Genomic DNA, 25537 nt, shown 5'->3' with positions numbered 1-25537 from the left:
TTGACCCTGCTCAGCCTGTGGCTGTCACTGGCGCTGGGGCCGCTTCGCCTCCCCCTGGGCGAAACGTTGCGCGCGCTGGCTCATCTTTCCGGTCTACCTGTTACCGCCAGTGACCAGGCTCTACTGGTAGTTGGACAGATTCGTTTGCCTCGCACCCTAATGGGCCTGATGGTTGGTGCGGTGCTGGCATTGACGGGCGTTGCCATGCAGGGGCTTTTCCGCAATCCCCTTGCAGACCCTGGCCTGATTGGAGTGTCCAGTGGAGCGGCGTTGGGCGCAGCCCTGGCAATTGTCGGTGGCGAATACCTCTTCATCCTGCCGATTGGGCTCCAGCCTTATCTGCTGTCATTGTTTGCCTTCATGGGCGGCCTGGTGATTACTGCCATCGTTTACCGGCTGGGTTGCCGGCACGGTCAGGCACACGTCGCCACCATGCTCCTGGCAGGTATTGCGTTAACGGCCATGGCAGGCGCTGCCATAGGCCTGCTCACTTATCTGGCTGATGACACCACGCTGCGCCTGCTGACGTCCTGGAATCTGGGGAGTCTGAACGGTGCCAGCTATGCCCGGCTATGGCCGCTGGTGGGGATTGGCCTGGCCGTAGCGCTATGGTTGCCCCGGCGTGCCGACGCCCTGAATGCGTTGCTTCTTGGAGAGTCCGAGGCACGACACTTGGGTATCGATGTAGAGCGACTCAAGGGCGAGCTGATCCTGTGTACTGCTTTGGGTGTAGGTGCCGCAGTCGCAGCAGCAGGCCTGATCGGCTTCGTAGGACTGGTCGTGCCCCACCTGCTCCGCTTGATTACAGGGCCTGACCATCGGGTACTCTTACCCAGCGCACTGTTTGGTGGCGCCAGCCTGTTGCTTCTGGCCGATATCATTGCACGCCTGTTGCTGGCGCCCGCCGAATTGCCAATAGGGATCGTGACTGCTCTTATCGGGGCGCCCTTCTTTTTGTTCCTGCTGTTGCGACGGGCCATGTAATGCTCAAGGCAACAGAATTAAGCGTTCAGCATGCTACCGGGTGGCGTATTCGTGACATTGATCTGGAACTGCGCAGCGGCGAAATCCTGGGAGTTATCGGTCCCAACGGCGCGGGGAAAAGCACACTCTTTGGCGCGTTATGTGGAGACATACGACCGACCTCAGGCAATATCATGCTTGGAGCAACGCCCCTAACAGCATGGTCGCCCGAGGCGAGGGCTCTTAATCTGGCTGTACTGCCTCAAACCTCGACGTTAAGTTTTGCGTTTACGGTAAGACAAGTTGCAGGTTTCGGCAGACTACCCCATGCAACAGGCCTCCATACCGATACCCGAATCGTCGATACGGTACTTGATCTTTGCGACCTGGCCGAGCTTGCGCAACGCCACTATACGACCCTGTCCGGCGGGGAGCGCCAGCGAACCCATTTGGCCCGCATACTCGCGCAGCTATGGCCTGCCACCTCTGACAAGGTGCTCTTACTGGATGAGCCGACGTCAGCCCTCGACCCCCATCATCAGCACAGCATTCTGAAGGTGATCAGGCAGATGGCCAATCAAGGGTTAGCCGTAGCCGTCGTGCTGCACGACATGAACCTGGCGGCCCGCTACTGCGACAGGCTGCTTCTGCTCAAGCATGGTCAAATGGAGGGCTTGGGCAGCCCTGAAGAAGTCTTATGCCCCGATCGCCTCAAGGCAGTGTTTGATCTGGACGTCTTGATTCAAGAGCACCCAGTGCATGGCCATCCGCTGGTGATCTACCTGTAGCCTTGAGCGGAGCCGGCGAAAGGAGTGCCGGCTCGCTATTCGCAGTGTTAGATACCGTCTTTGGCCAGATCCATGGCGAAATAGGTAAAGATCAGATCGGCACCGGCACGCTTGATCGAGCCTAGGCTTTCCCGTACCACACGGTGTTCGTCAATCGCCCCTGCGGCTGCCGCAAACTTGATCATGGCGTATTCACCGCTGACCTGATAGGCGCCCAGCGGTAGCCTGGAGGCTTCACGAATGTCCCGAATGATATCCAGGTAAGCACCAGCGGGTTTTACCATCAGCGCGTCCGCGCCTTCCTGTTCATCCATCAGGGATTCACGGATCGCTTCGCGGCGGTTCATGGGATTCATCTGGTAGGCATTGCGATTGCCTTTGAGTGCGCTGCCACCGGCTTCGCGGAACGGGCCATACATCGCCGACGCAAACTTGGTGGAGTAGGACATGATCGAGGTATTGATAAAGCCTGCTTCATCCAAAGCGCTGCGAATCGCGTGCACCTGTCCATCCATGGCCGCCGACGGCGCAATGAAGTCTGCACCGGCCTGCGCGGCAGCAACGGCTTGCTTGCCCAGGTTGATCAGCGTGGCATCGTTGTCGATGTGGTCATCATGAACGATGCCACAATGACCGTGACTGGTGTACTCGCAGAAACAGGTATCGGACATGACGATCATTTCCGGTACCGCGTCCTTGCAGATGCGTGTCATACGTGAAACCAGACCGTCCTCATGCCATGTATCGCTTCCATCATGAGACAGGTGATGAGACACGCCAAAGGTCATGACCGACTTGATACCAGCGCGAGCATAACGCTCGATTTCGCTGGCCAGCCTGGATTCGGGGATACGCATGACACCCGGCATGGCTTTGATCGGAACGAAATCATCGATTTCTTCCTCGACGAAGATCGGCAGTACTAGATCATTGAGGCTCAGCTCAGTTTCCTGAAACATCGAGCGAAGCTGATCGGACCGGCGAAGACGGCGTGGGCGAGAAAGAGGGAAAGAACTGGGCACTTGAAACCTCGCAATAAACAAAATCTGTAGCAGATTCGACGTCTGACGAGCGGAGGGATGGCCACGGCAATAGGAAGGATTCTGAAAGTCGAGCCGAAGGACTCAGCGGATCGTCATTTCATTAGCATACTACTGAACAGACGTTTTATGTCGCCCCTTCAGCGCGTCATGTTGCCGCGCATCGTTTTCATCGTAGCAAGGTAGATGATAGGCACCACAAGGCCGTGCAGATATCACAAGACGGACGTTCCTCTATTGAACTCGCCCACCCACCACCTTTCAAAGAACGATAGCGAAACGCTTATTTGAACAACAACCCCAGCACTGGAGAACCTTCATGAAAGTGGCAGAATTGACCAAGCATGTGAAGGACGGAGATGTTAAGGAAATCCATTTCGTTTCCATGGAGGGCGGCTCTTTCGTCATACATGCGTTAATGAATAATGAATCCCATCCCGTTGTGAACGATCACGGTGAAACGCTGCATATCGCCTCGGTCGAAGAAGGCCGAAAAACACTGGTCAATCTGAAGGGAGACGTTCAGCTATTCCTGGTTCAGCCTGCAGTCTACGAAGAGATGGTCGGGCAAGACAGCACGCCCCAGGCTTCCAAGCAGCCCATTCCCCTGCATGGCAACTCCATGGGCCAAAGAAACAACTAGGACTGCTGAGCCTGATGTATTCAGGCTCTGTCGTTCCATCCTAGCGACGGACACCACCAGCCAAACAGTTCTTTACGGCCTTAGCATCACCCTCTTAAATACACGCATAGGGTTAAGAGCCGCTAACAAAACCCATTTCTGGTTAGCTGGTATAGGCAAGCACACGCCTGATACTCGCTGAAATTGCCTATTTTAGACCCTCTGCCTGCGCTCACTTGATCAGGTTTTGTTAGCGGCTCTTAAAACGCCCGTACGTGTGCTTATGAGCGCGCTCGTAATGATTTTCCAGAGTGTGAAATTCAAAGGTAGCGGCGAGCCGCGTAACCATACAGAGCTGCTCAGCTGATGCGAGTGTGCAAGCACTTGTCAATCCACTCTTCGAACTATGTTTCTTGAGCACGTCTTGCACCGCTTGCTGCATGTAGTCGACAGGCTTTGCGAGTTCGGGATCTGCCCAGTCTGGACAGGGCTATAGCTTATCTTTTTGGATCATTGAGCTATGACCGCACCACTCTTAAGGAGCATGAACGCCCAAGGACCTATAGGCTTGACCAAATTCACGACGGCATCTTTACTCTCCATGGCTCGCGTTCTCTTCGCGAAGCAAAGTGTTGTGCACTGACCTATATTATTAACAGGGAATAACTATGAAAATAATGGATAGTTCCGTTCTCAAAGAATGGTACCTCAGTGAATACAGCGCCTGTGATCACGGCACTTTGTTTGGTGAATTACGAGGGGAGCTCAAGAATTTTTTTTCCAGGCTACCTGATGGCCCGGGTGCAGCGCTTGAGCTTGGGTGTGGAGACGGTCGTAATCTCACTGCCTTGGCGCGTAAAGGTTATACCTTAAACGGCGTAGACATGGTCGATAGCACGGTTCATAGCCGTGAACTCAATCCTTGGCTACAGGGCATGAACTTTCAGCAGACTGACATTTTGACCTATACGCCTGAGTTCGAAAGTTACGATGTGCTTATATGTTAAGAAGTTCTCCACTTTTTCACGAAAGATGAGCTTCAGAAGGTGATGCCAAAGATAATCAGCGCAGTGAAACCAGGCGGATATGTTTTTCTGGATTTACTGTCGGATCTAACCCGTTTTTTTCAAGCGACTGGAGAGCCTTTCATTTGGGATAAAGAGGCCGGACTATCGATCCAGGACAGCGAAGCCTTTTTCGATGCTTGGCTTAGTGATTTCGATATATTCGAATGCAATCACTTTTTTGATAAACAAAGTTGGCCTTTGAGCGATGCCAAAAGCTTGCCTATAGATCCTTACACATGGCAGGGCACCTATGTCTCGTTGTGTGCGCGAAAACGTAAATGACTTCAGGACGTTTCGCATAAAGGAATGTCGAGCATGCAGCTTTTCCATAAAGTCATTGCAAGTAACGCCAATAGATATCCGACAAAGCCGGCCATCGTTCTCGACGGGCAAGTAACTTCATATCAGGTGTTGCAAAAGCGGATAGACGACATCGCGTCGGCGCTGTCGATGCTCGGTGTCGCGCCAGGCGACCGTGTGGGTTTGTACGCATCGATCTCTATAGACTTAATCGCCTGCTACCTGGGACTGCTGAAAATAGCAGCGATCACCTCTGCGACTCATCACACCCTAAATCGAACAAAGCTAATTCATCAGCTCAAGCAATCTGGCGCCCGGACCCTGATAACCGACTATACCGATGATTTACCTAGCCTGATCGAAGAAGCTGGTCTCGAACTTGTTTTGCTTACCACTCCAATTCCGATAGCGGTACCTCGCGTTATTCAGCTTGCCGAGGCAGTCTTGAGGCATGGGAACAAAACAAATGTAGTTGCCTCATCCCTTATCGACGATGCTGAAAGGCCTACATCGATTTTCTATACCACGGGTTCAACCTTCAATCCTAAGGGCGTGCTCGTCAACCACCGCATAATGCTGGCAGCTTGTAGTCGGGTTACGGAGTACCTGAAGATTGCCCCTAAGGATCGTATCCTCAGCTATTCGACACTAGCATCGGACTACGGCGTCTATAACGTGGTGATGCCATTATACGCTGGGGCCACCAGCGTCATTGAAACTAGGCCCGCACTTAGCGCAGAAGATGTATTCGCGGTCGTCGAACGTGAGAGCGTCACCGCAATGCACGTATTTCCTCCAGTGTTCTTCCTGCTAGCTAACACAGGAACAGAGTGTCAAGTGCGAGTGCCAAGCTTGCGTTACATATCCAGCAGCGGGCAGGCCCTTCACACTCGACACATCCAGCGAATTCGCAAAGCGCTGCCTCAGGTGCAAATCTTTTCCAACTACGGGCTCACGGAATGTAAACGAGTAAGTTATTTGTCTCCTGAGGAAATTGACCGCCGCCCAACGTCAGTAGGTAAGCCTTTACCCGGTGTCAGTCTGTACTTGTTGGACGAGCAAGACCAAGTCATCTATCAGCCCGGCGAGGTTGGTGAGCTTCTTGTGACAAGCGACTACCTGATGCTCGAGTATTGGAACATGCCCGAGGCGAATGCCAAAGCCTTTATCTACGATGCCTTCGGTCATTCACGGTTGTACCGCACTGGCGACCTATTCAAGCAGGATGCCGAGGGCTATCTTTACTATGTCGCCCGCAAGGACGACGTTTTCGCGCGCAATATGTGGAACGTCAATCCAAGAGAAATTGAGGAGTGCCTAGCCTCGCACCCAGCTGTTGCCGAGGTGCTAGTGGTGCCGGTCGCTGACGAATCAGCCGGGCACGTGCCAAAGGCTTACATCGTGCTTGATATCGATCATCGACAAACGAGCGGACAGATGCTGATCGACTACTGCAAGGTGCATTTGGACTGGCACATGGTTCCGACCCAGTGCGTATTTCTCGAAGCTCTCCCAAAAACCGATTCGGGCAAATTTAATGCTAAAGGTCTGATCCGATACTAGAGGCTATGCTATGAAGACGCCACTCCAGAAAATAGATTGCACTGCCCTCGACCGCGACCTGCAACAAAGTGCGATGCTCAAACTCGCGGGACACTTCCACAGTCTGGCCACAGGCGCGAGTCAAGTACCTCTACAGTCCCTGGACAGTCATCTGCGGTCCATGATCCGAGACCCACAGGTCCTCGACTACCACGATCAACTAATCGCAAATGCTGGACCATTATTCTCCCACTTCCTGGCAAGCGTGCCATACATTCTTGAAGAGCTCGCCAGAGTTGGCGTCGCTCTCACCCGCTTAGCTCACGCAGATAGCGCAGAAACAGGCAAAACCTTTAGTCTATTCGAGGTAGACGCGTTTGATGGTAGTAACGGCTGTGCCCTTGCCAGCCATTCGCACGGACTGATCCGCAGTTTTACCTCCTCTCCGAACTTGGCCAATCAAATACCCTTTGAGCGGCACGCTGATCCGGCGCTTTCGCTTTTCTTTCCAGAATCCGTGTTTAAGGTAACCCCCGCTCTGCTGCAAGCCCCAGAATATGGTCAATTCAGCGAGGGTTTTGACTTTATTTATGAGATGGCGGCATTCCAGTTCTATTCAAAGGATCGAGCCAGCCAGATCTCCCATATCAAGCAATTTCTGAAGCCAAGTGGGCTAGTATTTTTTCTAGAAAAGCTCAATCACCCTGACCCAGATGAGTATAACCTACGGGAACGGATCAAGGATGAGGAATTCAAGACCCGATACTTCAGCGAAGAAGAGATCCACTGGAAACGTCAACAGATGCTCGAGCAAATGCATAAATGGCCAAGTCACATTCGAAGAACTTGTCAGCGCTTTGTCCGCACGTTTCAAAAGCGTGCACCTACTCTGGAGCAGCAGTAACTTCTGTGAATTCGTTGCCTCAGACGACCCAGAAAAGGTTAAGCAGTTTGTGGAACTACTAGGCCCGGTAGTTCAGCCATCCGGTTTTTGCTTTGAAGCTGTGCGTCTTGGCGATCTAGGCACCATGCTAAGCGGTGATAAGGCGCTTGTAGATGCTTAACACCGCAGAGCAAGCGATACATCGCAACGCATTGTCCTTGCCCTGTCACAGGGCAGCTCACTACTTGCCTCTATGGCGCGATCGAGCCGTATCCGCTGAAAAAAATCGTCGGCTGAGCAGTGACACATTCGACGAATTGTTTACCGAAGGCTTGCTAGATCTAGTATCGCCACTCGCTCCGATCACACACACCGGTAACTGGCCGACATTAGTAGAAAGCGCGCGTATCGCCGCTCGAGCGTGTCCGTCAACAGGTTGGATGCTTGCGCTAGTCGGCGGTCACGGCTCAATTATACGTCGCCTCCCTTCTACCTGCATCGATCAGCTGTACAACGATGGCCCACGCCAGCTTTTTGTCTCAGCGTCCACCAGCGCCGATAGCCTATTGTCCTTTGAGCCTGAAGGTATACGGGTCGACGGACGATGGCGCTTCAGTTCAGGCATTGAGGATGCTACTTGGCTGATGCTCAACGCACCTTGCCTTACGCACCCCGAAGCTGCTCACACACCACGTTTTCTGGTGTTAGTACCCGCTAATGAAGTTGAAAAGCTTGAGACCTGGGACAGTTGCGGTATGGCGGCAACAGGATCTCACGATGTAATGACCAGCGGGTTAGTAGTGCCCGATGATCGCGTCTTTGCGCTGCATGAGGTGTTCGCCCAGAACCTGTTTGCGCTAACGCCCGACTACATCGATAGGTCGCCCTTGGTTCCCTACCTCACCACATCGATCGTTGGCCCGCTATTGGGCTGTGCCGAGGGTGCTCTTGCGGCGTTTGTAGCGACGTTCAACGGTCCCATGATGATGAAAGATCCTCGGATTTCCGAACAGGCCGCTCACTCGGCCGCGCAGCTATATAGCGCAGAGCTTTTGTATGACTCGCTAATCACTCGGCTGCATGAGGCAGGGGTTAATGACTGGGTTCTAGACACTCAGCATCTATTGCAGCTCAAACGTGATCGCGCCTACTTAGCTCAACAGTGCGTGCAGATTGTACGCCGTCTTGTGGAGAGGCTCGGCGCTTCATCCTTGGCGGCCTGCAACCCGCTTCAGCGCCACTGGCGTGACATCCAAGCGATGGCTGCACACCGCGACGTAGCTTGGTACGAAGCGATGCAGGCCAGCGGTGAAGCCATTCTACGGTCCTCCATTGTAAATGCTCCAGAGACCTGATTTTTCCAATCGGCTATCCCAGAGAGGTTTCAAATGTTCGTTCGAAATAAATCCGATGTTGAGAAAACCCCTTACTTCGTTGAATGGGGCGCCGGGACTAGTCACCGTCTACTTACTGAGCGCGATGCCATGGGCTTTACATTGTGCCACACCGTTGTCCGCGCGGGCACAGAGTCACTTTTGCATTACCGAAACCACTTGGAGGCGTGCTATTGCATCGCAGGAGTAGGTGAAGTCGAGGACATGCAAGGCAATGTATTTCCGATCCGACCTGGAGATATCTATGTGCTTGATCAACATGACCGGCATATTTTACGCGGAGGTAGGGAAGAGGACTTGGTGCTAGTGAGCGTCTTCAATCCGCCACTGCGTGGTGACGAGCGACATAATCTCAATGACAGTTCAGGGTCCGCTTACTAGTGTTTCTTCTGGCCGCTATGCAACATCGCTTACTCTTGAGGATTCTTTATGCGTAAGGATTACCTCGCTTTTTTCATCTCACTTTTTCTATCGAGGTTGGCGGATCAGATACTGTTATTTATTGTGCCGCTGGTGGTGTTCCAGACCACCAACAGTGCTTCATTGGCGGGACTAGCTTTTTTCGTCGAATCACTGCCGCGATTTCTTGTGTTCCCGTTGTGCGGCGCCCTTTGCGACAAATACCCACCCATTAAGATCCTGCACATCAGTCAGATCTACAGGGCGATCCTCTGTGTACTGGCAATGACGCTCTACGTAATCTTTGACGGCATCGGCTGGTTAGTGTTGCTGTCGGCACTGTGCGGAGTACTTACCACGCAAGGCGTCATGGCTCGTGAAGTACTGATGCCGCATATCTTCCAGCACTACAGCTACACTAAGACCTTGTCCTACTCCCAGATCGCCGACCAGACAGGACTGGTGCTCGGGCCTCTGGTAGCGGCATTGATGCTTGAGGTTTGGGCTTGGCATTGGGTAGTGCTTTGGATCGCTGGATTGTTCCTTCTAGCTGACCTGAGCATGCTGGCGTGGCAACGTCTTAGCCGTATCACGCTAGAGGTGTTTGAGCAGCATCAAGACATCTGGCTGCAGCCCTTAAGAATCGCTTTTGGCCATATCCGTAGAATGGCGGAACTGAAAAAGATCATCACTCTAGCGGTAGGAGTTAATCTGATCGTCGGTGTCACTTTGTCTACCTCAGCAGCAATGGTCATTGGCCAGTACGGCGCCGGTAAGGATACCTATGCAGGTCTGCAAGCGGCAGGAGCGGTAACAACAATCGTGATTCTGTTTCTTCTAGCTCGGATTGTTTTGCCTCTGCGAGTACTCGGGGGTGTCGGATATTCAATGATTGCAATTGGGGCATTTATGAGCGCGCTAAGTCCGAACCTGATCGGCTATGTGCTAGGTTTTCTATTGATCGTAGGTTTCGACAAAATGTTCAATGTCTATATGCGCACTATCCGGCAGCGGGTGATCCCAACCCGGGACTTCGGCAAGACGGTAGGCGTGATCACGCTGCTGAACAACATGTCCCAGCCCTTGGCAGGTTTATTGGTAGCTTTTTTAGCTGCGCCATTGGGCACCCAGAATGTCATCTTAATTTTGGCCGTGCTAACTACTCTTCTTGGGGTATTTGCTATGTGGTGGTACGCAAAGGAACGCGGCCGCTTCCCGACCCCGATTTTCGAGGCTGACCAAGAAGCTGGAAAGAAATCCGTATCCGCTAAACGCTAAATCACTCTAGGATATAACCGTAGCGCTTCAGAGCGCTGCGATCCTCGACGAGATCCCTTATACAACATCATCCGAATCTGCGGTTCGTTCTCAGAAAAGATGCTCCCAGTCGCCCGTCATGTCCAAAAATATCACAAGAGCGGCCAAGCCCAGCCGGTCCCGTATCGTGGTCAATGTTTGTAAGCATAGGTACGCTCTACTACTCAGCGATAGCGGCCAAGTCGCTCCTTGCTGTCTACACCCTTACAGGCGATTCGATCGGTGATCTCTCGTTTGCATAGATGCCTGTGACAGCGCTCTATGTCGTAAGCCTCGTCAGCATGAAGTCTCGCGGGCCAACGGCTAACTCCTTCTGGTTTACCTCGAAGCGTTGATAACACATCAACCAGTGGCTCAAACATAACCGAGTCATGCCTATTAGCACCGCTGATATAAAAGGCGAGTGGCGCGCCGTTGCGATCGGTAATTAGGTGCCGCTTGCTGCCAAGCTTGCCCCGAGCCGTCGTGTACATACGTCCCCGGGGCTAGATACGCTGGCGGCATCTATACTGGCTCGGCTTAGATCCAGGCGAACCGCGCCACGCAATTCTTCGAGCAGGACACGGTGCAAGCGGTACCAGACACCACACGCCTGCCATTGCTTAAGACGCCTCTAGCAGGTCATACCACTGCCGTAGCACAGTTCCTGGGGTAGACCTTACCAGGGGATGCCGGTACGCGGGAGAAATATGAGGCCATTAAGGGCAAGCTCATCATCCAGAAAAGGGCGGGCGTCTTTGGGTGAGATTTTATGCTCTGGTAATAGCGGCTTGATGCGCTTCCACAGCGCAGCCGTAATCTCTTTGCGATGTCTCATACCTCTATCGTGGACATAGCCAAGCTTAGATTCAAGAGGGTTTTGTTAGCGGCTCTAAATACTCTTCCGGCTGCAATGCAGAAGTTCTAACCTGGACGCCTCATCTGTCAGGTTCATACATCACAGATATTGCTTGCGAAAGCGCTCATACAATTCATGCAGCTCTCGTGTACAGGCGTCTGCATCATCGAGTTGATATAGCTGCGTTCTGGCAGCGTCTACGGCAGCATCATGGAGCTTTCGTGCAAAGGCCAGATAGTCCGCACGCTCCATATCACCCGTCTTTTCCAACACATCACCAACCGCTCCGCTGGCGTTGTCCGTAGGCATCTGCGCTCCTTAATTTCACTACTTCATTGAATTAAGACACGGTGATTCTAACCATAGCACTTTGCTATTAAGCAACGTTTACGTGACCTTTACGAACGGATACATTGACGTGAGGCAAGGGATACAGTGCTTAAACCATAGAGAAACCTTTGAGTAGGATTGCCCCTCACGGCATGGCAAGCTCAACATGCCATTAAGCATGAGCTGCGTAGTGCTTCATTCAAGAGAAGTTACGGTTCAGAGCAGTGCCGGCTGTCAGACCCAGCCAGTTTCAAAGCTCCTTCTGCGGGCACTGTGTAAGCAGCTCCCGCAGTGGGTAGACCATAACCGGATCGATTGCCCAACCGAGCATGAGTGGTATGGAAAGCCTTGCTAACGCTAGCAATCCAGATGTCTCTATCACTGCTTACTGCTAATACGTAGTAGAGGTTGCTGTTGTTACCTGAGAGGTCTATACACCAGGCTGGCCTAGCGTCGCAATCTCAACCGGCACGCCGCTCAAGGTTTTTACAGCCTCATCAATTCTGGTCCAGTCCACTTGAGCGCTCGGCCCCAGATCCGTCCGCTGAATGAGCGCATTGACCAAGGCAGTTTTCTGATCGATCACCGCTGGCTGCCCTGTTTTTGTCGATAACGGCTGGTGGGCTTGGATATAGAGCTTTCCGCCGCTGACACCAAACTCATAGGGCTCATTGATGAAGCGCACTGGGGTTCCTACAGGAACCATGCCTACCAGTTCCGTTACGTCCTTGTTGAACAAGTGAATGCACCCATGGCTGACCTGCATGCCAATCCCGAATTTCTGATTGGAACCATGAATGAGATAGCCCGGCAGGCCCAGGGTCAGCTTGTAGGGCCCCAGCGGGTTGTCCGGCCCGGGCGGTGCAACCGTAGGCAGGATGTCGCCCTCCGCTGCGTGTTCCGCGCGGATGGACGCGGGCGGATACCAGCTAGGGTCCTTGATCTTGCCGGTGATCTTCGTTGTGGTTACGGGCGATCCCCATCCCTCGCGGCCGATACCGATAGGATAAGTAAAGACCGTATGGCCGTCTTTGGGGAAGTAGTAAAGACGATACTCCGCCAGGTTTATTACGATGCCTCCACGAGGCCCCGGCGGCAGAATGAAACGGGTAGGCAGTACAATCTTGGTACCTGCCCCCGGCAGCCAGGCATCGACGCCCGGGTTGGCAGCAACCATTGCGTTGTAGCCCAGATCATAGGTGTCATCCAGTTCAGCGAACGTGTCTTCGTACTTGGCCTCGATCACCTGAACCTGCCCGATGATGTCTTCACCCGGTGGAGGCAGAGGAAACTCAAGCGCCATAAGCGGACTTGAAAACAGGCTGACCGCCCACGTCATCCCGACCACAGACAAGGCACGTGTCCACATAGGAAGATCCTTCGATAGTACTCGATCAATGAGATGACTATTAGATTGAGCCGGCACGACTTAAGACACACTTGGTAAACAAACATTACTTGACGCTCTTCTACTAAGCCCAACCAGGTGCATCATTTGAACCCCTGTCATTTCATTAATCGGCTCGCAAAGCCGTTTCGCCGGTACACTAGGGCAGTTATTACGCCAGTACGCCTTCATCTTCTCACTCTGTGGCTGGCCGGTCTTAATTCTTTAGCTCAGCGTTTATTCATGTTCTCAAAAATTCCGCTTCAGGATCACGAGCGCAACGCCAAGATGGCAAACCGCCGCGTCTTCGTTTTTTCGGTAATCACGTTCTTTCTGTTTCTCGTCCTGATGGGCCGAATGTATTACCTGCAGGTCATCACCTATGGCTACAACACGACCCTATCGGAAAATAACCGTGTTCATGTTCTTCCTATCCCACCGGCTCGGGGCTTGATCTATGATCGCAACGGTGTCGTGATCGCGGACAACAAGCCAAGCTTTGACCTCACCCTGACCAAAGAGCGTGCCGGAAAGTTGGATGAGGTCCTGCATAACGTCATCAAGACGCTGGATCTTTCTGAGGAAGACCTGGAGGATTTCGAGCACGTTGTGCATCAGGTTCATCGTCCCTACCAGCCCATCACGCTGATTTCCGATCTGTCGGAGGAGCAGATTGCCAAGCTGGCCGTCAATCAGTTCATGCTGCCCGGTACGGATGTCGAAGCGCACTTCATTCGCCATTACCCCTACGGTGATGACTTTGCTCATGTAGTTGGTTATGTCGGGCGCATCAATGATGCAGAGCAGAAGAAACTCGACGAGACCAATTACAGCGGCACCGATATCATCGGCAAGACGGGTGTAGAACACTTCTATGAAGACGAACTGCACGGGCAGGTTGGCTACGAAGAGGTCGAAACCAATGCCCGTGGTCGCATCCTGCGTACCTTGAGCCGCACCAATCCGATACCGGGCAAAGACATCACGCTGAGTCTGGATATCAACCTGCAAAAGGCCGCTGAACACGCCCTGGGTGATCGCCGAGGCGCCATCGTGGCCCTCGACCCGAACACAGGCGAGGTTCTTGCCATGGTGAGCAAGCCCAGCTTCGACCCCAACCTGTTCGTCAAAGGCATCAGCTTCAAGGATTATGCCCAGCTGCGGGACTCCATCGACCGTCCTCTCTACAACCGGGTGCTGCGCGGACTTTATGCTCCCGGCTCGACCATCAAGCCGGAAGTCGCCATCGCAGGGCTGGATACCGGCGTGATCACACCGGCCACGCGCATCTTCGATCCCGGTTATTACGAGTTGCCCAATTACGATCACAAATATCGGAACTGGAACCGTAATGGCGATGGCTGGGTGGATCTGGATGCCGCCATCATGCGCTCCAACGACACCTACTTTTATGAGGTGGCCCATCGTCTGGGTATCGATAACCTGCACGACTATCTGTCGCACTTTGGATTAGGACAGCGTGTGTCCATCGACATGGATAGCGAGGCGACCGGCCTGATGCCGTCCCGGGAATGGAAGCGCGCCACACGCCGGCAGATGTGGTATCCCGGTGAGACGCTTATCCTGGGAATTGGCCAGGGCTATATGCAGGTCACACCGCTTCAGCTCGCCCAGGCTACATCGCTGATTGCCAGCAAAGGCGTATGGCATCGACCTCACCTGGCCAAGCTCATAGGTGACTCGCCAATACAGGACCCAAACCCAGTGCCAAACATCAAGCTGCATGACCCGCGCGTGTGGGATGCCGTGAACGAAGGCATGCAGATGGTGATGCATGCCCCTCGAGGCATCGCACGACAGGCTGCTCAGGGGGCGCAGTACCGTATCGCCGGCAAGAGTGGTACGGCGCAGGTGGTCGCCATACGGCAGGGTGAACGGTACGACCGCACCAAAGTCAAGGAACGTAACCGTGACAATGCGCTGTTTGTAGGGTTTGCCCCGGCAGAAGATCCGAAGATCGTGGTGGCGGTCATGATCGAGAACGGTGAGGCGGGAGGCCGTGTAGCAGGCCCTGTGGTGCGGGAGGTCATGGACGCCTGGCTTCTCAATGCAGACGGTCATCTGAAAGAGCAGTACGCGCACAGCCCCAAAAACTCCTCGGATGTACACGGCTAAATCTGGAGTGACCGGGCCGGTTTACGGCCCGGTTTTCTTATTTAGCGTGAAAAACCGGCAGAACGTACTCTGCAATCTCCTCCATCGTCTGGGCTACAGGACGCTGATTACGCCGGAAATGCAGGCCGATATGCTGCACACCGGCCGCCTTCATGGCCTCAAGCTCTTTGATCAGCTCCCGACGCCCCGCCGCAATACCAAAGCGATGTCGCACCAAGGAGGCGTTCGGGTCCGCCAGCAGGTCCAGATGGATAAAGCTTATGTATGGCTTGTCACCGGCAACGCTGCGCCAGAGTGCGCTGCGCTGTACATGCTCAACGGGTGTTCCAGGATAAGCCAGCAAGCCATCCATCTGCTCACCGATCCAGTCCGGCCGCTGTTGGGCCATACCGGCGACTAACAGCGGTAACGGCTCTGCCGGACGGGGCAGCAACCGTATACCCGCAGGCAGTTTGGTCGCGCCCCAATCGCGGAACATACCGATCTGGGTTCGAAACGCATGGCTGCGGCTGTCATAGCTTTTGCCAAACACCGGATACTCCACTGGCCTGTCGCCGCTGGCGACACCTAATAGCAGTCGTCCCTTGCTCAGTTGGTGAATGGTTGCGGCGGACTTCATGGTCAGCATCGGCTCACGCAGCGGCAACACAATGGCGGCCGTACCAAGCAGAATGCGCTCCGTAATACCGGCCAGATAACCCAGATAACTAAACGCCTCGAATACCTGGGCGGCATCGCCAAACTCCGGATCGTATAGCGGCACATCGCGTATCCACAGGGCCCGGTATCCTAGCCGATCCGCCAGCCTTGCCAGTTCAGCATGCGCCTCAAGGTCAGGCTCGCCGGGTAGGCGGCCGGCGTGCTGCCGTGCCAGCCCACCCGCTGCCGTCCAGTCATTATCCAGAGGAAGCTCGATCCCAATGCTGAAGCCTTCGGCAGTCAATGCTCTCAATGCAGATGACATACAAGACTCCTATCAGTGACTTGGCGTGAGTGTAGTGCGGGATGGCATCGCTGCACTCGGGTTACGCTGATCCAATCGGCCACTGAGTAGGGTCAGCCCCAATGCAACCAAGACCACCAGCCCGCCGATCCAGGCCGTATGAATAAGCCCGACCTGCGCAACGATATGCCCACCCAACCAAGCGCCCCCGGCAATGCCTAGGTTGAACGCGGCAATGTTAAGACCAGAGGCCACATCCACCGCCTGCGGCGTATGCTGCTCCGCCTGCTGGACAACATATACCTGCAGACCCGGCACGTTGCCAAACGCCACCGCTCCCCAGACCAGTACGGTTGCCAATGCCAACCAGATATGGCTTGCAGTAAAGGTCAATACGAACAACACCGCAGCCAACAGTGCAAAGATAATCATCAGCGCACGGATAGGACCACGTTTATCGGCCAGCTTACCGCCCCAGATATTACCGATAGCCACCGAGATACCGTATATCAGCAATACCAGGCTGACCGCATTCGCACCAAGCCCGGTGATGTCTTGCAGTATCGGCGCCAGGAACGTAAAGGCAATGAAGGAGCCACCGTAACCCACTGCAGTCATGGCATATACCAGCAGTAGCCGAGGGGCTTTCAGTACCTGCAGTTGCTGCAGCAAAGACGCAGGCTTGCTGTGCTTGATGTCTGAAGGAACAAACATCAGGCTCCCAATAAAAGCCATTATTCCCAATGCCGAAACAGCCAGAAATGTTTCTCGCCAGCCCACATGCTGCCCAATGAATGTGCCCAGCGGGACACCTGTCACCAGCGCAACCGTAAGGCCGGTAAACATGATGGCAATGGCACTTGCCGCTTTCTCCTTTGGCACCAGACTAGTCGCGATGGTCGAGCCGATGGAGAAGAACACACCGTGGGCCAGGCCAGTCACGATACGAGCCAGAATCAGTGACTCATATCCAGGTGCCCGCCACGCCAGAAGGTTACCTAGCGTGAATAACACCATCAGCGCCAGCAGGAGAAACTTACGTGGAACCCGGCCGGTCAGCGCAGTCAATACAGGCGCCCCTACCGCAACACCCAAAGCGTACAGACTGACCAGCAGACCCGCTGATGGCAACGTAACCTGCAAATCAGCTGCAATGGTAGGAATAAGACCGACAATGACAAATTCAGTAGTCCCAATGGCAAAGGCGCTAAGCGTTAGCGCCAACAAGGCAATAGGCATGAAAAAGACTCCGTTGAAGTAGATGAAGCCAGTGTGCGCGTCTTATTCATGCCTAAAAATAGGGTTTCAAGCATATTATTTTTGATTAAAATTCACGAATGAAAACGACCCTCGATGAATTACTTGCGTTTACCACCGTAGTGGATACCGGTTCCATTACCGCAGCCGCCGACCATTTGGACCAAACGGCCTCTGGTGTCAGCCGGGCCCTCAGCCGACTCGAAGAAAAGCTCGACGTCACCCTGCTCAGACGGACGACGCGCCGGCTTGAGTTGACAGAGGAAGGCGAGACATTGCTGACTCAGGCGCGCAAGATCCTGGCGGCCGTTGAAGAAACCGAAGAGCAGATGGCCATACGGCGGCAACGCCCGGCGGGACGTTTGCGCGTGAATGCCGCCTCGCCCTTCATGCTGCATGCACTGGTCCCGCTTGTAGAAGGGTTTCACAAGCGTTATCCCGAAATCGAACTGGAGCTGCACAGCAGTGACCAAATCATCGACCTGATCGAACACCGTACGGACATCGCCATCCGGATTGGTACGTTGAAGGACTCAACTCTACATGCTCGACCGCTTGGCAGCAGCCGGTTACGGGTACTGGCCAGCCCCACTTACTTGAAAGCGAACGGCCAGCCTCATTCCGTTGACGAACTGGATCATCACCAGCTGCTCGGCTTTACCCAACCCGAAAGTCTAAATCAGTGGCCCCTGCGTCACCCACTGGGAGACAGCCTCTCTGTTAACCCTGCGCTCAAGGCTTCCAGCGGCGAGACGCTCCGTCATATGGCCTTGCAAGGCATAGGGATCGTTTGCCTGTCCGATTTCATGACGCAGCGCGACCGAGTCTCCGGTGAGCTGATAGAGCTGCTCTCCCGGGAAACGGTCGAGGCGCGACAACCGATTCATGCGGTTTATTATCGCAACACCGCCCTCGCCTCCCGCATCACATGCTTTCTGGATTACGTGACCACTGCGCTGGGCCAGGAGCCTTGGGCTCAGGTGGGCACACCGCCTTAGAAGGCTCTAACTCCAGCTGGCAAAGCAGCACCCATAACCAAGAACACTAATCGTGTTCTTCTGGTCCCACATGTTCTAGAGCCAGGCACTTCCGCTATGCCCGACCTAGAACAGCGATTATCGGATCAACGGTGTGCTTGCAGCGGGCACAAACCGCCGAGGCAGTGCTAACGTCGCTGTAAGCCCGGATCGTACTCCAATCTCTAGTCCTGGCTTCGGTAGGCGGGAAGCGCTTCGATAGATCAAGCTGCTTGAATATCATTCTTTGCGGTAGTTGCTATCTAACATGACCGATAAATACAGGACTGCGGTAGACGCGGCTGCCATTTTCTCCGAAACCGATCCAGACGGGACCATTACCTACGTCAACGATCAGTTCTGTGCCGTGTCGGGTTACAGCAAAGAGGAGCTTCTAGGCTCCAACCATCGTATTCTGAACTCGGGCCAGCATCCGCAGGAGTTCTACGATAGCATCTGGGCCACCATCACCCGGGGTGAGATCTGGAAGGGAGAGATCTGCAATCGCCGCAAGGATGGCTCCCTGTACTGGGTAAACAGCACCATCGTGCCGATTACGGACGACGAAACCCAGAAAGTCGTCAAATACATCTCAATCCGCTTCGATGTGACCGAGCATCAGGAGCTGCTTCAAGCACTGCAGTGGCGGGCGTCCCATGACGTGTTGACTGGCCTGCCTAATCGGGCATTGCTGCATGAACGCCTGGGCATGGCTATTTCCTCAGCTCGCCGCCATCACCGCCTACTCGCGCTGGGCATGCTTGATCTGGATGGGTTCAAGATCATCAATGATACCTACGGGCATGCCATCGGGGATCGCCTGCTGGTAGAAGTGGCCAATCGATTGCACGAAACGCTCCGTGAGGAGGATACATTGGCCCGAATGGGGGGCGACGAGTTTGTCCTGATCCTCAACGACATCCAACTGCAAACACTCCCCATCAGCCTGCGCCGCCTACTCGAAACGCTTTCCCAGCCCTACGAGATTGATGGCCAGAGTCTGGAGATTGCCGGCAGCATCGGCGTTACTATCTACCCCAATGATAACGAGGATCCAGATACCCTTTTGCGCCATGCCGACCAGGCCATGTATCAGGCCAAGCAAGACGGACGAAACCGCTTTCAGATTTTTGATGTGCCAACCAACAACGAAGCGCGGGCAGCCTCCCTGATGCTGGCACGTCTGGAGCAGGCCCTGATGAGGCAGGAACTGCGCTTGTATTACCAACCTAAGGTCAACCTGCAGACCGGCAAGGTTATCGGATTCGAAGCCCTGCTACGCTGGCAGAGCCCCTATGAGGGATTGGTTCCTCCGCTTCAATTCCTGCCTTTCGTCGAACGCAATGACCTCATCGTGGAGATTGGTGAATGGGTCATCGATCAAGCCCTGCGTCAAATCAAGCAGTGGAGTCTCCTGGGTCATAGCTGGCCGGTGAGTGTCAATATTGCTGCCCGGCACTTTCAGAAACCCAACTTTGTCGAGCGCCTGCGGACGATACTGGACCGGCATCCGGAAGTTTCACCAAACCTGCTGGACATCGAGATCGTCGAGTCGACTGCCATCGAGAACATGGAGCATGTCACGCATTGCCTGATGGCCTGCCAAGCCATGGGCGTAACCTTTTCACTGGATGACTTTGGGACGGGTTACTCCTCCCTGAGCTACCTCAAGCGCTTGCCCGCCCAGACCATTAAAATTGATCAATCGTTCGTGCGCGACATTTTGACTGACAAGGAAGATCTAGCCCTTTCCGAAGCCATTATCGGTCTGTCCAAGGCCTTTGACCGAGAGGTACTGGCCGAGGGCGTCGAAACGCGCTCTCAAGGCAAAATGCTGCTTGAGATAGGATGCCAGCTGGCCCAGGGATATGGCATCGCCCGGCCCATGCCTGCCGATCAGGTCTTGAAATGGGTCGAACATTATTCCCGGTCGCCTTCCTGGGAAGGTGAGAGCCAGCAAGATTTGAGTCCATAAACAGACCGTACGCTTTTACAGCAGCCAGCGTATCGGAATGTGTTTCACCTCTATGACACCTTCATCAGAGCAGCATGGCACACGCAGTTGCGATATCGGCCTTATAGTTTTAAAAATCGAAATAATCCATTCACTAGCAGCCTAATTATTTCCCAATTCAAAGCATTGCATAATGGACACATCAACCCACACGAGTCACCGCAATGACCATTATGAAAGCTGCCCTTGTCACCACCACGCTCCTTCTCGCTGCTCAAGGTGCCTCCGCTGAAGAATCATCCCTGATGCAGGACAAACTACTGATCAAGAATCAGCAAGCCATCCTAATGCAGAAGGAAAAAGCAGAAGCGTCCGCTACCGCATCCGTCAAGCAGGCTGACCCGCAGAAGAAAAACTGCTGAAGTCAGTACTGTGACCAGAAAGATACGTTGGAGCCAGCGACTGTAGTGCTCCAGTGCTCCAACGTGTCGTTAGTTGCAGGCGTCTAGGCTAATGACGACAAGCGGGCAACAAAGGAATAGGTTCAAAAACTGGCTTTTCATTATTCGCTTTTAATACTGCAATCCCGCTCGGTTTGAGGTAATACCTGCTCACGCTTCTATCTGGTCACCTTTTTGATGGGCACACACACAGAAATAATCGCCTCTTTACCTACCGACCGGTAGGTAGCTATTATGATGGCTTGAACAGCTAGTACTGCCACTATTGAAGGCTCCAGTTATGAATCGCTCTCCCGCTGCCGACCGCATTGTTTCAGCAGCCGTCACTCACTTTGCCCACCGCGGTTATGACGCCTCGTCTCTTGCCGACATCGCTGAAGCGGTCGGTATTCGTAAAGCCTCTCTGTACGCGCACTTCGATAGCAAGGACGATCTGTATATGCAGATCTTTGCAGAGGCATTGCGCATGGAGCAGGACATAGCGCACCAGTGTTTTGTATCGGAAGAATCCAAAACCCTACCCGGACTCACCTATTGCACCAACCTGATCGCGCGCTACGATGAGTCCGATTACCTTAAGTTTCTGTTACGTGCAGGCTATATGCCGCCAGCCGTTTTGGCGGTACCTATCTACAGCGGCCATGAAACTTATCTCGCACAACTGCAGGAAGCCTTTACGGGTCGCCTGAGAGCCTGGACCGATACCCCAGACACTTTGGCAGATGAAGATGTTCGGCTCTATAGCCACGCGTATATCGGAATAGTCGACAGCCTTCAGGTCAAGCTGGTCTATACCGATACTGCCCATGCAGCCGTACGACTCACGGCACTGGAGCGCATGCTATCGAACGCCTTGGCAACTGCAATCAAGTCGGGGGCAGTGGCATGAGCCGGATATCAGCTACACGAGACGCCAACACGATTGGCCTGGCGCTGGTGCTCCTGCTCGCGCTGGTCACTGCCCTGGATGCGATGGCTATCGACATGTATCTTCCTGGGATGCCCGCTATGGCAATGGATTTGCAGGTCTCAGAGGGTCGTATTCAACAAACACTTTCCATCTTCCTGGCAGGCCTGGCGGTTGGTCAGGGCGTTTATGGTCTGCTGCTCGACAGCTTTGGCCGACGTACCCCTTTACTGATCGGTGTCGGTATATTTGTTGCCGGCTCTGCCCTTGCCGCGCTGGCCCCTTCGATAGAGTGGCTCATGGCTGCACGTTTTCTGCAGGCCTTGGGCGCAGCGGCTGGTCTGGTGACGCCACGAGCCATCGTCGCCGACCTTTGCACCGTGAAGGAATCCGCACGCATTTTCTCACTGCTGATGCAGGTGATGATGATCGCTCCAATCACCGCGCCCCTATTGGGTGGGTTCTTTCTTGAGCACGGTAGCTGGCGACTTATTTTCTGGTGCCTATGCGGCCTTGGTCTCGCCGGGTTTGTATGGAGCCTTGCGGTTCTGCCCGACTCTCAGCCCAAAGCCCAACGTGCGCCGCTGAATGTTGGCCGAATCATGTCTGCTTACGTTCGACAGATGCGCCGGCCAAACGTGGATGGAGCACCCGAGCGATTGCATTGGCTGGTATGGGATTACATGCGCTGGCAGGAGCCGGGCTGTTTTTACTGGCTCAGGCAGGGCATGCAACGCTAGAGATCTATGGCAGCCTGCTCGCACTCGCAATCGGTGCGCTGGGTCTGGTCTTTGGCAACCTTACCGCACTGACCATGGCCGATGCAGGTAAGCAAGCCGGCATTGCATCTGCACTGATGGGCGTCATGCACTATCTCATGTCTGCCGGTGTGGGTTATGTGGTGAGTTTTGCAGCCGCCGGCATAACTTCGCTTCCAGCAACCATAGGGATCTGCGGTGCACTGGCGCTGGTCTTGTGCGCGTCTATACGCTCTGGTCATGCCATGGAAGAAGCCTCTTCGCACTGAAGTCGCATGGCAAGCAAAGGGTCTTGTTATTCAAGCTTCACCTGACATCAGGCGAAGCAGCAATAGCGTTCCATCCAAAAGGACATCACCATGAACATTATGTATAAGCTGAGTGTTGCGGGTCTTGGTCTGGTCATGAGTGGCATTGCGTTGGCGCAGCCACCTCGAGACCTGACAGCTGAAGAAGCCAACCGGACGTTGGTCCTTACATTTTACGATCAGTTCTTCAATCGTCATGAAACAGCCGAGGCCGCCACAGTGATTGCTAATAACTACCGGCAGCACAACCCTGAAGTACCGGATGGGAAGGCACCTTTTGTGGACTATTTCACAGGCTTCTTCAAGGACAATCCCAATTCAAAGGCCAAGGTTGTACGCAGCGCTACCGAAGGGGATCTGGTGTATCTGCACGTACATTCCACTAACGGGACGAATGATCGAGGCCAGGCGGTGGTAGATATATTCAAGGTCGAGAAAGGCAAGATCGTCGAGCATTGGGATGTCATTCAGGATGTCCCTGAGCAGGCTGCCAACGAAAACACCATGTTCTAGCGACCGTTAATAGCCGTTGATGAAAGAATCAACGGCCTGCTTGATGAAAAGGGCACACCCGTGCCCTTTTCTACATCGCTGGCTCAGGAAAGATCAGGCTCGAACAGCTTGCGCTTCATGTAGACCTTTACCCAGAACGCCGCAACAAGGCTGACCACCAGCAGAATACCGCCGGTAATCTTGTAGACCTGCTCGGTTATCTCTGGCGAAGGTGAATTATGGAGCGCGACATAGCCCATCCCCAGAATGCCCAGCAATTGAGGCAATGGGTAAAACGGTGTCTTGTAGGGGCGAGCGTGCTCAGGCATGCGCCAGCGAAGAACGATCACATTGATATGAGCTACCATGTAAGCCAGCAACCAACTGGTAGAGGCAGCAATGACCAGGGTGATGAGCGATTCAATGCTGCCGAGCAATACTGGCAGGGAAACAATTGCAGAGAGAAAAAGAATCGCCACCCATGGCGTTCCAAAGCGCTTGCTCACACACTTGAACTGCGGAAAAACCTGGCCGTTCTCAGCCATCCCCTGCAGCATACGTGCAACCGCGGCAAGAACCGTGTTGATGGTACTGCACGTTGCGGCACAAGCCATGACTGTCGCAATCAGCAGACCTGCCTTGCCAAACACCGCATTCGCATAGTCAAGATAAGGCAGCGGTGAAGTAGTCAATGTCTCCACGCCGAGATAGTAGGACGCACCGACGGCAAAGGTCAGAAAGATCGCCAGCATTACCAGCAGCGACAGGAACATTGCACGAGGAATATTGCGTTCAGGTCGATGGACTTCTGCAATCATGGGACAGATGAATTCGACGCCTACCATCAACCACATGGCCAGCGCGACTAATCCCAGAAAGCTTCCATCCCGGATAGAGACAAAGCTCCAATCCACTCCGGTTTCCGTAATATCCGGGTGCGGTGCCACAAACCCCGTTACGGCAGACAAGCCAATCAGGACCAGAGCGCCTACCAAAATAAAGGCCAGCATGTTCTGCACCCGAGCAAACACATCGGCCCCCACCAGATTGGTAATCGTCAGAATGATCAGAATGGCGATAGGCACTACCTTGGGCGGAAACAGGCCAGGCAGCAATTGACCGACAATAGCATCTACCAGAAACATCTCCACAGGCAGTGCCAGCATTGCGACCACGACATAACCAGCAAATACCGCCACGATAGCGGGAAAATGACCAATCGCCTTTTGCGTGTACGTAGCCAACGTCCCGGCCTGAGGATACATCAGGGACAATTCGGAGAACGTCATGGCATTGAATAGCGCAAGCGTAAATGCCATGATCATGGCGGCAATGAACCCCATCCCGCCCAAGCCAATCCCCTGCGTCGCTGAAATCATCGACCCCTGCACGATGACCACACCGACGCAGATCGACATCATGGTGAGAAAGCCCAGCTTTTTCCTTATGGGTACTGTTGTTCCGGTAGAAACATTGGCGTTCGCAAGCACTGAAGCACTTTTCGAATTCATAGTGTCACCCTCTCCGCATCATGGCGTTGAGCATTAACTGCTGCGCTGCAGGACGATGTGCCTACAGATGCCTTCTACTGTGAGGCACAGCCGCCAGGATTACTTGTCTCTGGATGCCGCCCTTTTTGCATGAGGGTGTCAGCTTGATCGTACAGCCGTTGACACGGCCATGAGCCATTACTACGCCTTCAGCGAATCGATGGTGAGCGCGCACGGGCAACAATCTGAAAATGGCCTGGGAGATAGAAGATGCCAAACAATCGACCTGCCTGTTACAGACTGGTCATGCGAGTCTTGCGGCTATTGTCATGTCGAAACCTGATTTTGGAACGTCATGGTCACTCACGGTCAGCACAAGTGCTATTGAAACATTTGCATTAAGGCCTAGAGCTAATTCTTTAAACCAGTAAACCGCATCGTTTCCACCCTTTAGAGCGATAGCCTGATCCTGGCTACAGGCAGAGAATCAGAATTCAGTTCGTCCCGGTCAACTGTCATGGAAAGGATGGAGCGCGCTATGTTTGGCCATAAACCACTTGTCGTCACTGCCCTGTTTTCAATCAGCCTTAGTGCTTTAGCGGAAATGAATACAGCAGAACTTACTCAGGAAGGGGATTATCTTTCTGCATCAATCGAACAAACGGCAACCAACAGCCAAGCCACTGTTTATCAGCAAGGCTCAGATAGCACTGTCACTCTTCGGCAATTACAAGGCGACGGCAATCAAGCCGTAATTGTGGCACAGCAGTTCTACTATAGTCAGGTCGACCTGCTTCAGAGTGGCGATAACAACCGGGCCAATATCCAAAACATCCGCTCTGACAATCGCTTAAGGAAGGTCTGAAGTAGCCCTGTATTTCCGGTCGACTTCAGCCCTCGCTGCTTTTGAAAGCGGGCCGTCGATCAAAATCGACCAGGTAACCC

The 25537-nt window shown here is 53.8% G+C and carries 27 protein-coding genes; 19 read left to right on the top strand and 8 right to left on the bottom strand.

Annotated features, from left to right (window positions below; genetic code table 11):
- Positions 1–6: 6 nt before the first annotated feature.
- Together HMPREF1487_RS21705 and HMPREF1487_RS21700 are read left to right on the top strand one after the other, a co-directional pair.
- Positions 7–984, top strand: a complete 978-nt coding sequence (locus HMPREF1487_RS21705) for a FecCD family ABC transporter permease (RefSeq protein ID WP_167670402.1) — start codon at positions 7–9, stop codon at positions 982–984.
- Complete coding sequence (locus tag HMPREF1487_RS21700) at positions 984–1751, top strand: heme ABC transporter ATP-binding protein (RefSeq protein WP_010798898.1); 768 nt, start codon at positions 984–986, stop codon at positions 1749–1751. The genes HMPREF1487_RS21705 and HMPREF1487_RS21700 overlap by 1 nt, the downstream gene beginning before the upstream one ends.
- 47 nt (positions 1752–1798) lie before the next feature.
- On the opposite strand, the gene hemB is transcribed toward HMPREF1487_RS21700, so the two are convergent.
- The gene (gene hemB, locus HMPREF1487_RS21695) at positions 1799–2773 is read right to left on the bottom strand and encodes a porphobilinogen synthase (RefSeq protein WP_010798897.1); all 975 of its coding nucleotides are present in this window, start codon (positions 2771–2773) and stop codon (positions 1799–1801) included.
- A 337-nt stretch (positions 2774–3110) separates the two neighbouring features.
- On the opposite strand from hemB, the gene HMPREF1487_RS21690 reads away from it, so the two are divergent.
- The 8 genes from HMPREF1487_RS21690 (at position 3111) to HMPREF1487_RS21660 (ending at position 10276) form a co-directional block, all read left to right on the top strand.
- Positions 3111–3434, top strand: a complete 324-nt coding sequence (locus HMPREF1487_RS21690) for a DUF6482 family protein (RefSeq protein ID WP_010798896.1) — start codon at positions 3111–3113, stop codon at positions 3432–3434.
- A gap of 647 nt (positions 3435–4081) precedes the next feature.
- A complete protein-coding gene (locus tag HMPREF1487_RS28075) occupies positions 4082–4420 on the top strand; it encodes a class I SAM-dependent methyltransferase (protein WP_010798895.1) in 339 nt (112 codons plus the stop codon).
- Positions 4421–4462: 42 nt separating this feature from the next.
- The gene (locus HMPREF1487_RS28070; RefSeq protein WP_010798894.1) at positions 4463–4762 is read left to right on the top strand and encodes a hypothetical protein; all 300 of its coding nucleotides are present in this window, start codon (positions 4463–4465) and stop codon (positions 4760–4762) included.
- Positions 4763–4795: 33 nt separating this feature from the next.
- Positions 4796–6343 (top strand): class I adenylate-forming enzyme family protein, encoded by a 1548-nt coding sequence (locus HMPREF1487_RS21680; protein ID WP_010798893.1) that lies wholly within the window; start codon positions 4796–4798, stop codon positions 6341–6343.
- A gap of 10 nt (positions 6344–6353) precedes the next feature.
- Complete coding sequence (locus HMPREF1487_RS21675; protein ID WP_010798892.1) at positions 6354–7226, top strand: hypothetical protein; 873 nt, start codon at positions 6354–6356, stop codon at positions 7224–7226.
- Between the two features lie 152 nt (positions 7227–7378).
- Positions 7379–8560, top strand: coding sequence for an acyl-CoA dehydrogenase family protein (locus HMPREF1487_RS21670; protein WP_010798891.1), 1182 nt, complete (start codon positions 7379–7381; stop codon positions 8558–8560).
- Positions 8561–8593: 33 nt separating this feature from the next.
- Positions 8594–8980 (top strand): ectoine synthase, encoded by a 387-nt coding sequence (locus HMPREF1487_RS21665; RefSeq protein ID WP_010798890.1) that lies wholly within the window; start codon positions 8594–8596, stop codon positions 8978–8980.
- Between the two features lie 48 nt (positions 8981–9028).
- Entirely contained in the window at positions 9029–10276 is a 1248-nt protein-coding gene (locus tag HMPREF1487_RS21660; RefSeq protein ID WP_010798889.1) for an MFS transporter, read from the top strand.
- A 203-nt stretch (positions 10277–10479) separates the two neighbouring features.
- Here the strand turns inward: HMPREF1487_RS21660 and HMPREF1487_RS28575 are convergent, their stop codons facing one another.
- The 4 genes from HMPREF1487_RS28575 to HMPREF1487_RS21645 form a co-directional block, all read right to left on the bottom strand.
- A complete protein-coding gene (locus HMPREF1487_RS28575) occupies positions 10480–10788 on the bottom strand; it encodes a transposase (RefSeq protein WP_073449911.1) in 309 nt (102 codons plus the stop codon).
- Between the two features lie 185 nt (positions 10789–10973).
- Positions 10974–11132 carry a transposase gene (locus HMPREF1487_RS27460; protein ID WP_112297996.1) on the bottom strand — a complete coding sequence of 53 codons (159 nt, stop codon included), beginning with the start codon at positions 11130–11132 and terminating at the stop codon, positions 10974–10976.
- A gap of 120 nt (positions 11133–11252) precedes the next feature.
- Positions 11253–11462, bottom strand: coding sequence for a hypothetical protein (locus tag HMPREF1487_RS21650; RefSeq protein WP_010798888.1), 210 nt, complete (start codon positions 11460–11462; stop codon positions 11253–11255).
- A gap of 451 nt (positions 11463–11913) precedes the next feature.
- Positions 11914–12852: a L,D-transpeptidase family protein gene (locus HMPREF1487_RS21645; RefSeq protein WP_010798887.1), complete on the bottom strand. Its 939-nt coding sequence runs from the start codon at positions 12850–12852 to the stop codon at positions 11914–11916.
- Positions 12853–13158: 306 nt separating this feature from the next.
- Between HMPREF1487_RS21645 and mrdA the strand changes: the two genes are divergently transcribed.
- A complete protein-coding gene (mrdA, locus tag HMPREF1487_RS21640; protein ID WP_371106405.1) occupies positions 13159–15006 on the top strand; it encodes a penicillin-binding protein 2 in 1848 nt (615 codons plus the stop codon).
- Between the two features lie 37 nt (positions 15007–15043).
- On the opposite strand, the gene HMPREF1487_RS21635 is transcribed toward mrdA, so the two are convergent.
- Positions 15044–15970, bottom strand: coding sequence for a TIGR03571 family LLM class oxidoreductase (locus HMPREF1487_RS21635; protein WP_010798885.1), 927 nt, complete (start codon positions 15968–15970; stop codon positions 15044–15046).
- 12 nt (positions 15971–15982) lie between these two features.
- The gene (locus HMPREF1487_RS21630) at positions 15983–17188 is read right to left on the bottom strand and encodes an MFS transporter (protein WP_010798884.1); all 1206 of its coding nucleotides are present in this window, start codon (positions 17186–17188) and stop codon (positions 15983–15985) included.
- A gap of 98 nt (positions 17189–17286) precedes the next feature.
- Between HMPREF1487_RS21630 and HMPREF1487_RS21625 the strand changes: the two genes are divergently transcribed.
- From HMPREF1487_RS21625 to HMPREF1487_RS21600, 7 genes are all read left to right on the top strand, one after another.
- A complete protein-coding gene (locus HMPREF1487_RS21625; RefSeq protein ID WP_010798883.1) occupies positions 17287–18204 on the top strand; it encodes a LysR substrate-binding domain-containing protein in 918 nt (305 codons plus the stop codon).
- Positions 18205–18490: 286 nt separating this feature from the next.
- On the top strand, positions 18491–20197 hold the full coding sequence (locus tag HMPREF1487_RS21620) for a putative bifunctional diguanylate cyclase/phosphodiesterase (RefSeq protein WP_010798882.1): 1707 nt from the start codon (positions 18491–18493) through the stop codon (positions 20195–20197).
- Between the two features lie 203 nt (positions 20198–20400).
- Positions 20401–20598: a hypothetical protein gene (locus tag HMPREF1487_RS21615; protein ID WP_010798881.1), complete on the top strand. Its 198-nt coding sequence runs from the start codon at positions 20401–20403 to the stop codon at positions 20596–20598.
- 319 nt (positions 20599–20917) lie between these two features.
- Entirely contained in the window at positions 20918–21526 is a 609-nt protein-coding gene (locus HMPREF1487_RS21610) for a TetR/AcrR family transcriptional regulator (protein WP_010798880.1), read from the top strand.
- Positions 21523–22284 (top strand): MFS transporter, encoded by a 762-nt coding sequence (locus HMPREF1487_RS21605; RefSeq protein ID WP_010798879.1) that lies wholly within the window; start codon positions 21523–21525, stop codon positions 22282–22284. Before HMPREF1487_RS21610 ends, HMPREF1487_RS21605 begins: the two co-directional genes overlap by 4 nt.
- Positions 22218–22571, top strand: a complete 354-nt coding sequence (locus HMPREF1487_RS28065) for an MFS transporter (protein WP_051370264.1) — start codon at positions 22218–22220, stop codon at positions 22569–22571. Before HMPREF1487_RS21605 ends, HMPREF1487_RS28065 begins: the two co-directional genes overlap by 67 nt.
- Positions 22572–22661: 90 nt before the next feature.
- Positions 22662–23123 carry a nuclear transport factor 2 family protein gene (locus tag HMPREF1487_RS21600; RefSeq protein WP_010798878.1) on the top strand — a complete coding sequence of 154 codons (462 nt, stop codon included), beginning with the start codon at positions 22662–22664 and terminating at the stop codon, positions 23121–23123.
- Between the two features lie 83 nt (positions 23124–23206).
- On the opposite strand, the gene HMPREF1487_RS21595 is transcribed toward HMPREF1487_RS21600, so the two are convergent.
- Entirely contained in the window at positions 23207–24613 is a 1407-nt protein-coding gene (locus HMPREF1487_RS21595) for an APC family permease (RefSeq protein WP_010798877.1), read from the bottom strand.
- Between the two features lie 517 nt (positions 24614–25130).
- On the opposite strand from HMPREF1487_RS21595, the gene HMPREF1487_RS21590 reads away from it, so the two are divergent.
- Positions 25131–25457, top strand: coding sequence for a hypothetical protein (locus tag HMPREF1487_RS21590; RefSeq protein WP_010798876.1), 327 nt, complete (start codon positions 25131–25133; stop codon positions 25455–25457).
- Positions 25458–25537: the final 80 nt, after the last annotated feature.

Source organism: Pseudomonas sp. HPB0071 (assembly GCF_000478505.2).
Classification (GTDB): domain Bacteria; phylum Pseudomonadota; class Gammaproteobacteria; order Pseudomonadales; family Pseudomonadaceae; genus Chryseomonas; species Chryseomonas luteola.
Note: the sequence above shows the minus strand (reverse complement) of the source record. Positions and strands in the feature narration are given on the sequence as shown.

Excerpts from the sequence above, each read along its gene's own strand:
- HMPREF1487_RS21700 (WP_010798898.1), top strand. The coding sequence starts at position 984 with ATGCTCAAGGCAACAGAATTAAGCGTTCAGCATGCTACCGGGTGGCGT.
- HMPREF1487_RS21690 (WP_010798896.1), top strand. The coding sequence starts at position 3,111 with ATGAAAGTGGCAGAATTGACCAAGCATGTGAAGGACGGAGATGTTAAG.
- HMPREF1487_RS28075 (WP_010798895.1), top strand. The coding sequence starts at position 4,082 with ATGAAAATAATGGATAGTTCCGTTCTCAAAGAATGGTACCTCAGTGAA.
- HMPREF1487_RS28070 (WP_010798894.1), top strand. The coding sequence starts at position 4,463 with ATGCCAAAGATAATCAGCGCAGTGAAACCAGGCGGATATGTTTTTCTG.
- HMPREF1487_RS21680 (WP_010798893.1), top strand. The coding sequence starts at position 4,796 with ATGCAGCTTTTCCATAAAGTCATTGCAAGTAACGCCAATAGATATCCG.
- HMPREF1487_RS21675 (WP_010798892.1), top strand. The coding sequence starts at position 6,354 with ATGAAGACGCCACTCCAGAAAATAGATTGCACTGCCCTCGACCGCGAC.
- HMPREF1487_RS21670 (WP_010798891.1), top strand. The coding sequence starts at position 7,379 with ATGCTTAACACCGCAGAGCAAGCGATACATCGCAACGCATTGTCCTTG.
- HMPREF1487_RS21665 (WP_010798890.1), top strand. The coding sequence starts at position 8,594 with ATGTTCGTTCGAAATAAATCCGATGTTGAGAAAACCCCTTACTTCGTT.
- HMPREF1487_RS21660 (WP_010798889.1), top strand. The coding sequence starts at position 9,029 with ATGCGTAAGGATTACCTCGCTTTTTTCATCTCACTTTTTCTATCGAGG.
- HMPREF1487_RS28575 (WP_073449911.1), bottom strand. The coding sequence starts at position 10,788 with ATGTACACGACGGCTCGGGGCAAGCTTGGCAGCAAGCGGCACCTAATT.
- HMPREF1487_RS27460 (WP_112297996.1), bottom strand. The coding sequence starts at position 11,132 with ATGAGACATCGCAAAGAGATTACGGCTGCGCTGTGGAAGCGCATCAAG.
- HMPREF1487_RS21650 (WP_010798888.1), bottom strand. The coding sequence starts at position 11,462 with ATGCCTACGGACAACGCCAGCGGAGCGGTTGGTGATGTGTTGGAAAAG.
- HMPREF1487_RS21645 (WP_010798887.1), bottom strand. The coding sequence starts at position 12,852 with ATGTGGACACGTGCCTTGTCTGTGGTCGGGATGACGTGGGCGGTCAGC.
- mrdA (WP_371106405.1), top strand. The coding sequence starts at position 13,159 with ATGGCAAACCGCCGCGTCTTCGTTTTTTCGGTAATCACGTTCTTTCTG.
- HMPREF1487_RS21635 (WP_010798885.1), bottom strand. The coding sequence starts at position 15,970 with ATGTCATCTGCATTGAGAGCATTGACTGCCGAAGGCTTCAGCATTGGG.
- HMPREF1487_RS21630 (WP_010798884.1), bottom strand. The coding sequence starts at position 17,188 with ATGCCTATTGCCTTGTTGGCGCTAACGCTTAGCGCCTTTGCCATTGGG.
- HMPREF1487_RS21625 (WP_010798883.1), top strand. The coding sequence starts at position 17,287 with ATGAAAACGACCCTCGATGAATTACTTGCGTTTACCACCGTAGTGGAT.
- HMPREF1487_RS21620 (WP_010798882.1), top strand. The coding sequence starts at position 18,491 with ATGACCGATAAATACAGGACTGCGGTAGACGCGGCTGCCATTTTCTCC.
- HMPREF1487_RS21615 (WP_010798881.1), top strand. The coding sequence starts at position 20,401 with ATGACCATTATGAAAGCTGCCCTTGTCACCACCACGCTCCTTCTCGCT.
- HMPREF1487_RS21610 (WP_010798880.1), top strand. The coding sequence starts at position 20,918 with ATGAATCGCTCTCCCGCTGCCGACCGCATTGTTTCAGCAGCCGTCACT.
- HMPREF1487_RS21605 (WP_010798879.1), top strand. The coding sequence starts at position 21,523 with ATGAGCCGGATATCAGCTACACGAGACGCCAACACGATTGGCCTGGCG.
- HMPREF1487_RS28065 (WP_051370264.1), top strand. The coding sequence starts at position 22,218 with ATGGGATTACATGCGCTGGCAGGAGCCGGGCTGTTTTTACTGGCTCAG.
- HMPREF1487_RS21600 (WP_010798878.1), top strand. The coding sequence starts at position 22,662 with ATGAACATTATGTATAAGCTGAGTGTTGCGGGTCTTGGTCTGGTCATG.
- HMPREF1487_RS21595 (WP_010798877.1), bottom strand. The coding sequence starts at position 24,613 with ATGAATTCGAAAAGTGCTTCAGTGCTTGCGAACGCCAATGTTTCTACC.
- HMPREF1487_RS21590 (WP_010798876.1), top strand. The coding sequence starts at position 25,131 with ATGTTTGGCCATAAACCACTTGTCGTCACTGCCCTGTTTTCAATCAGC.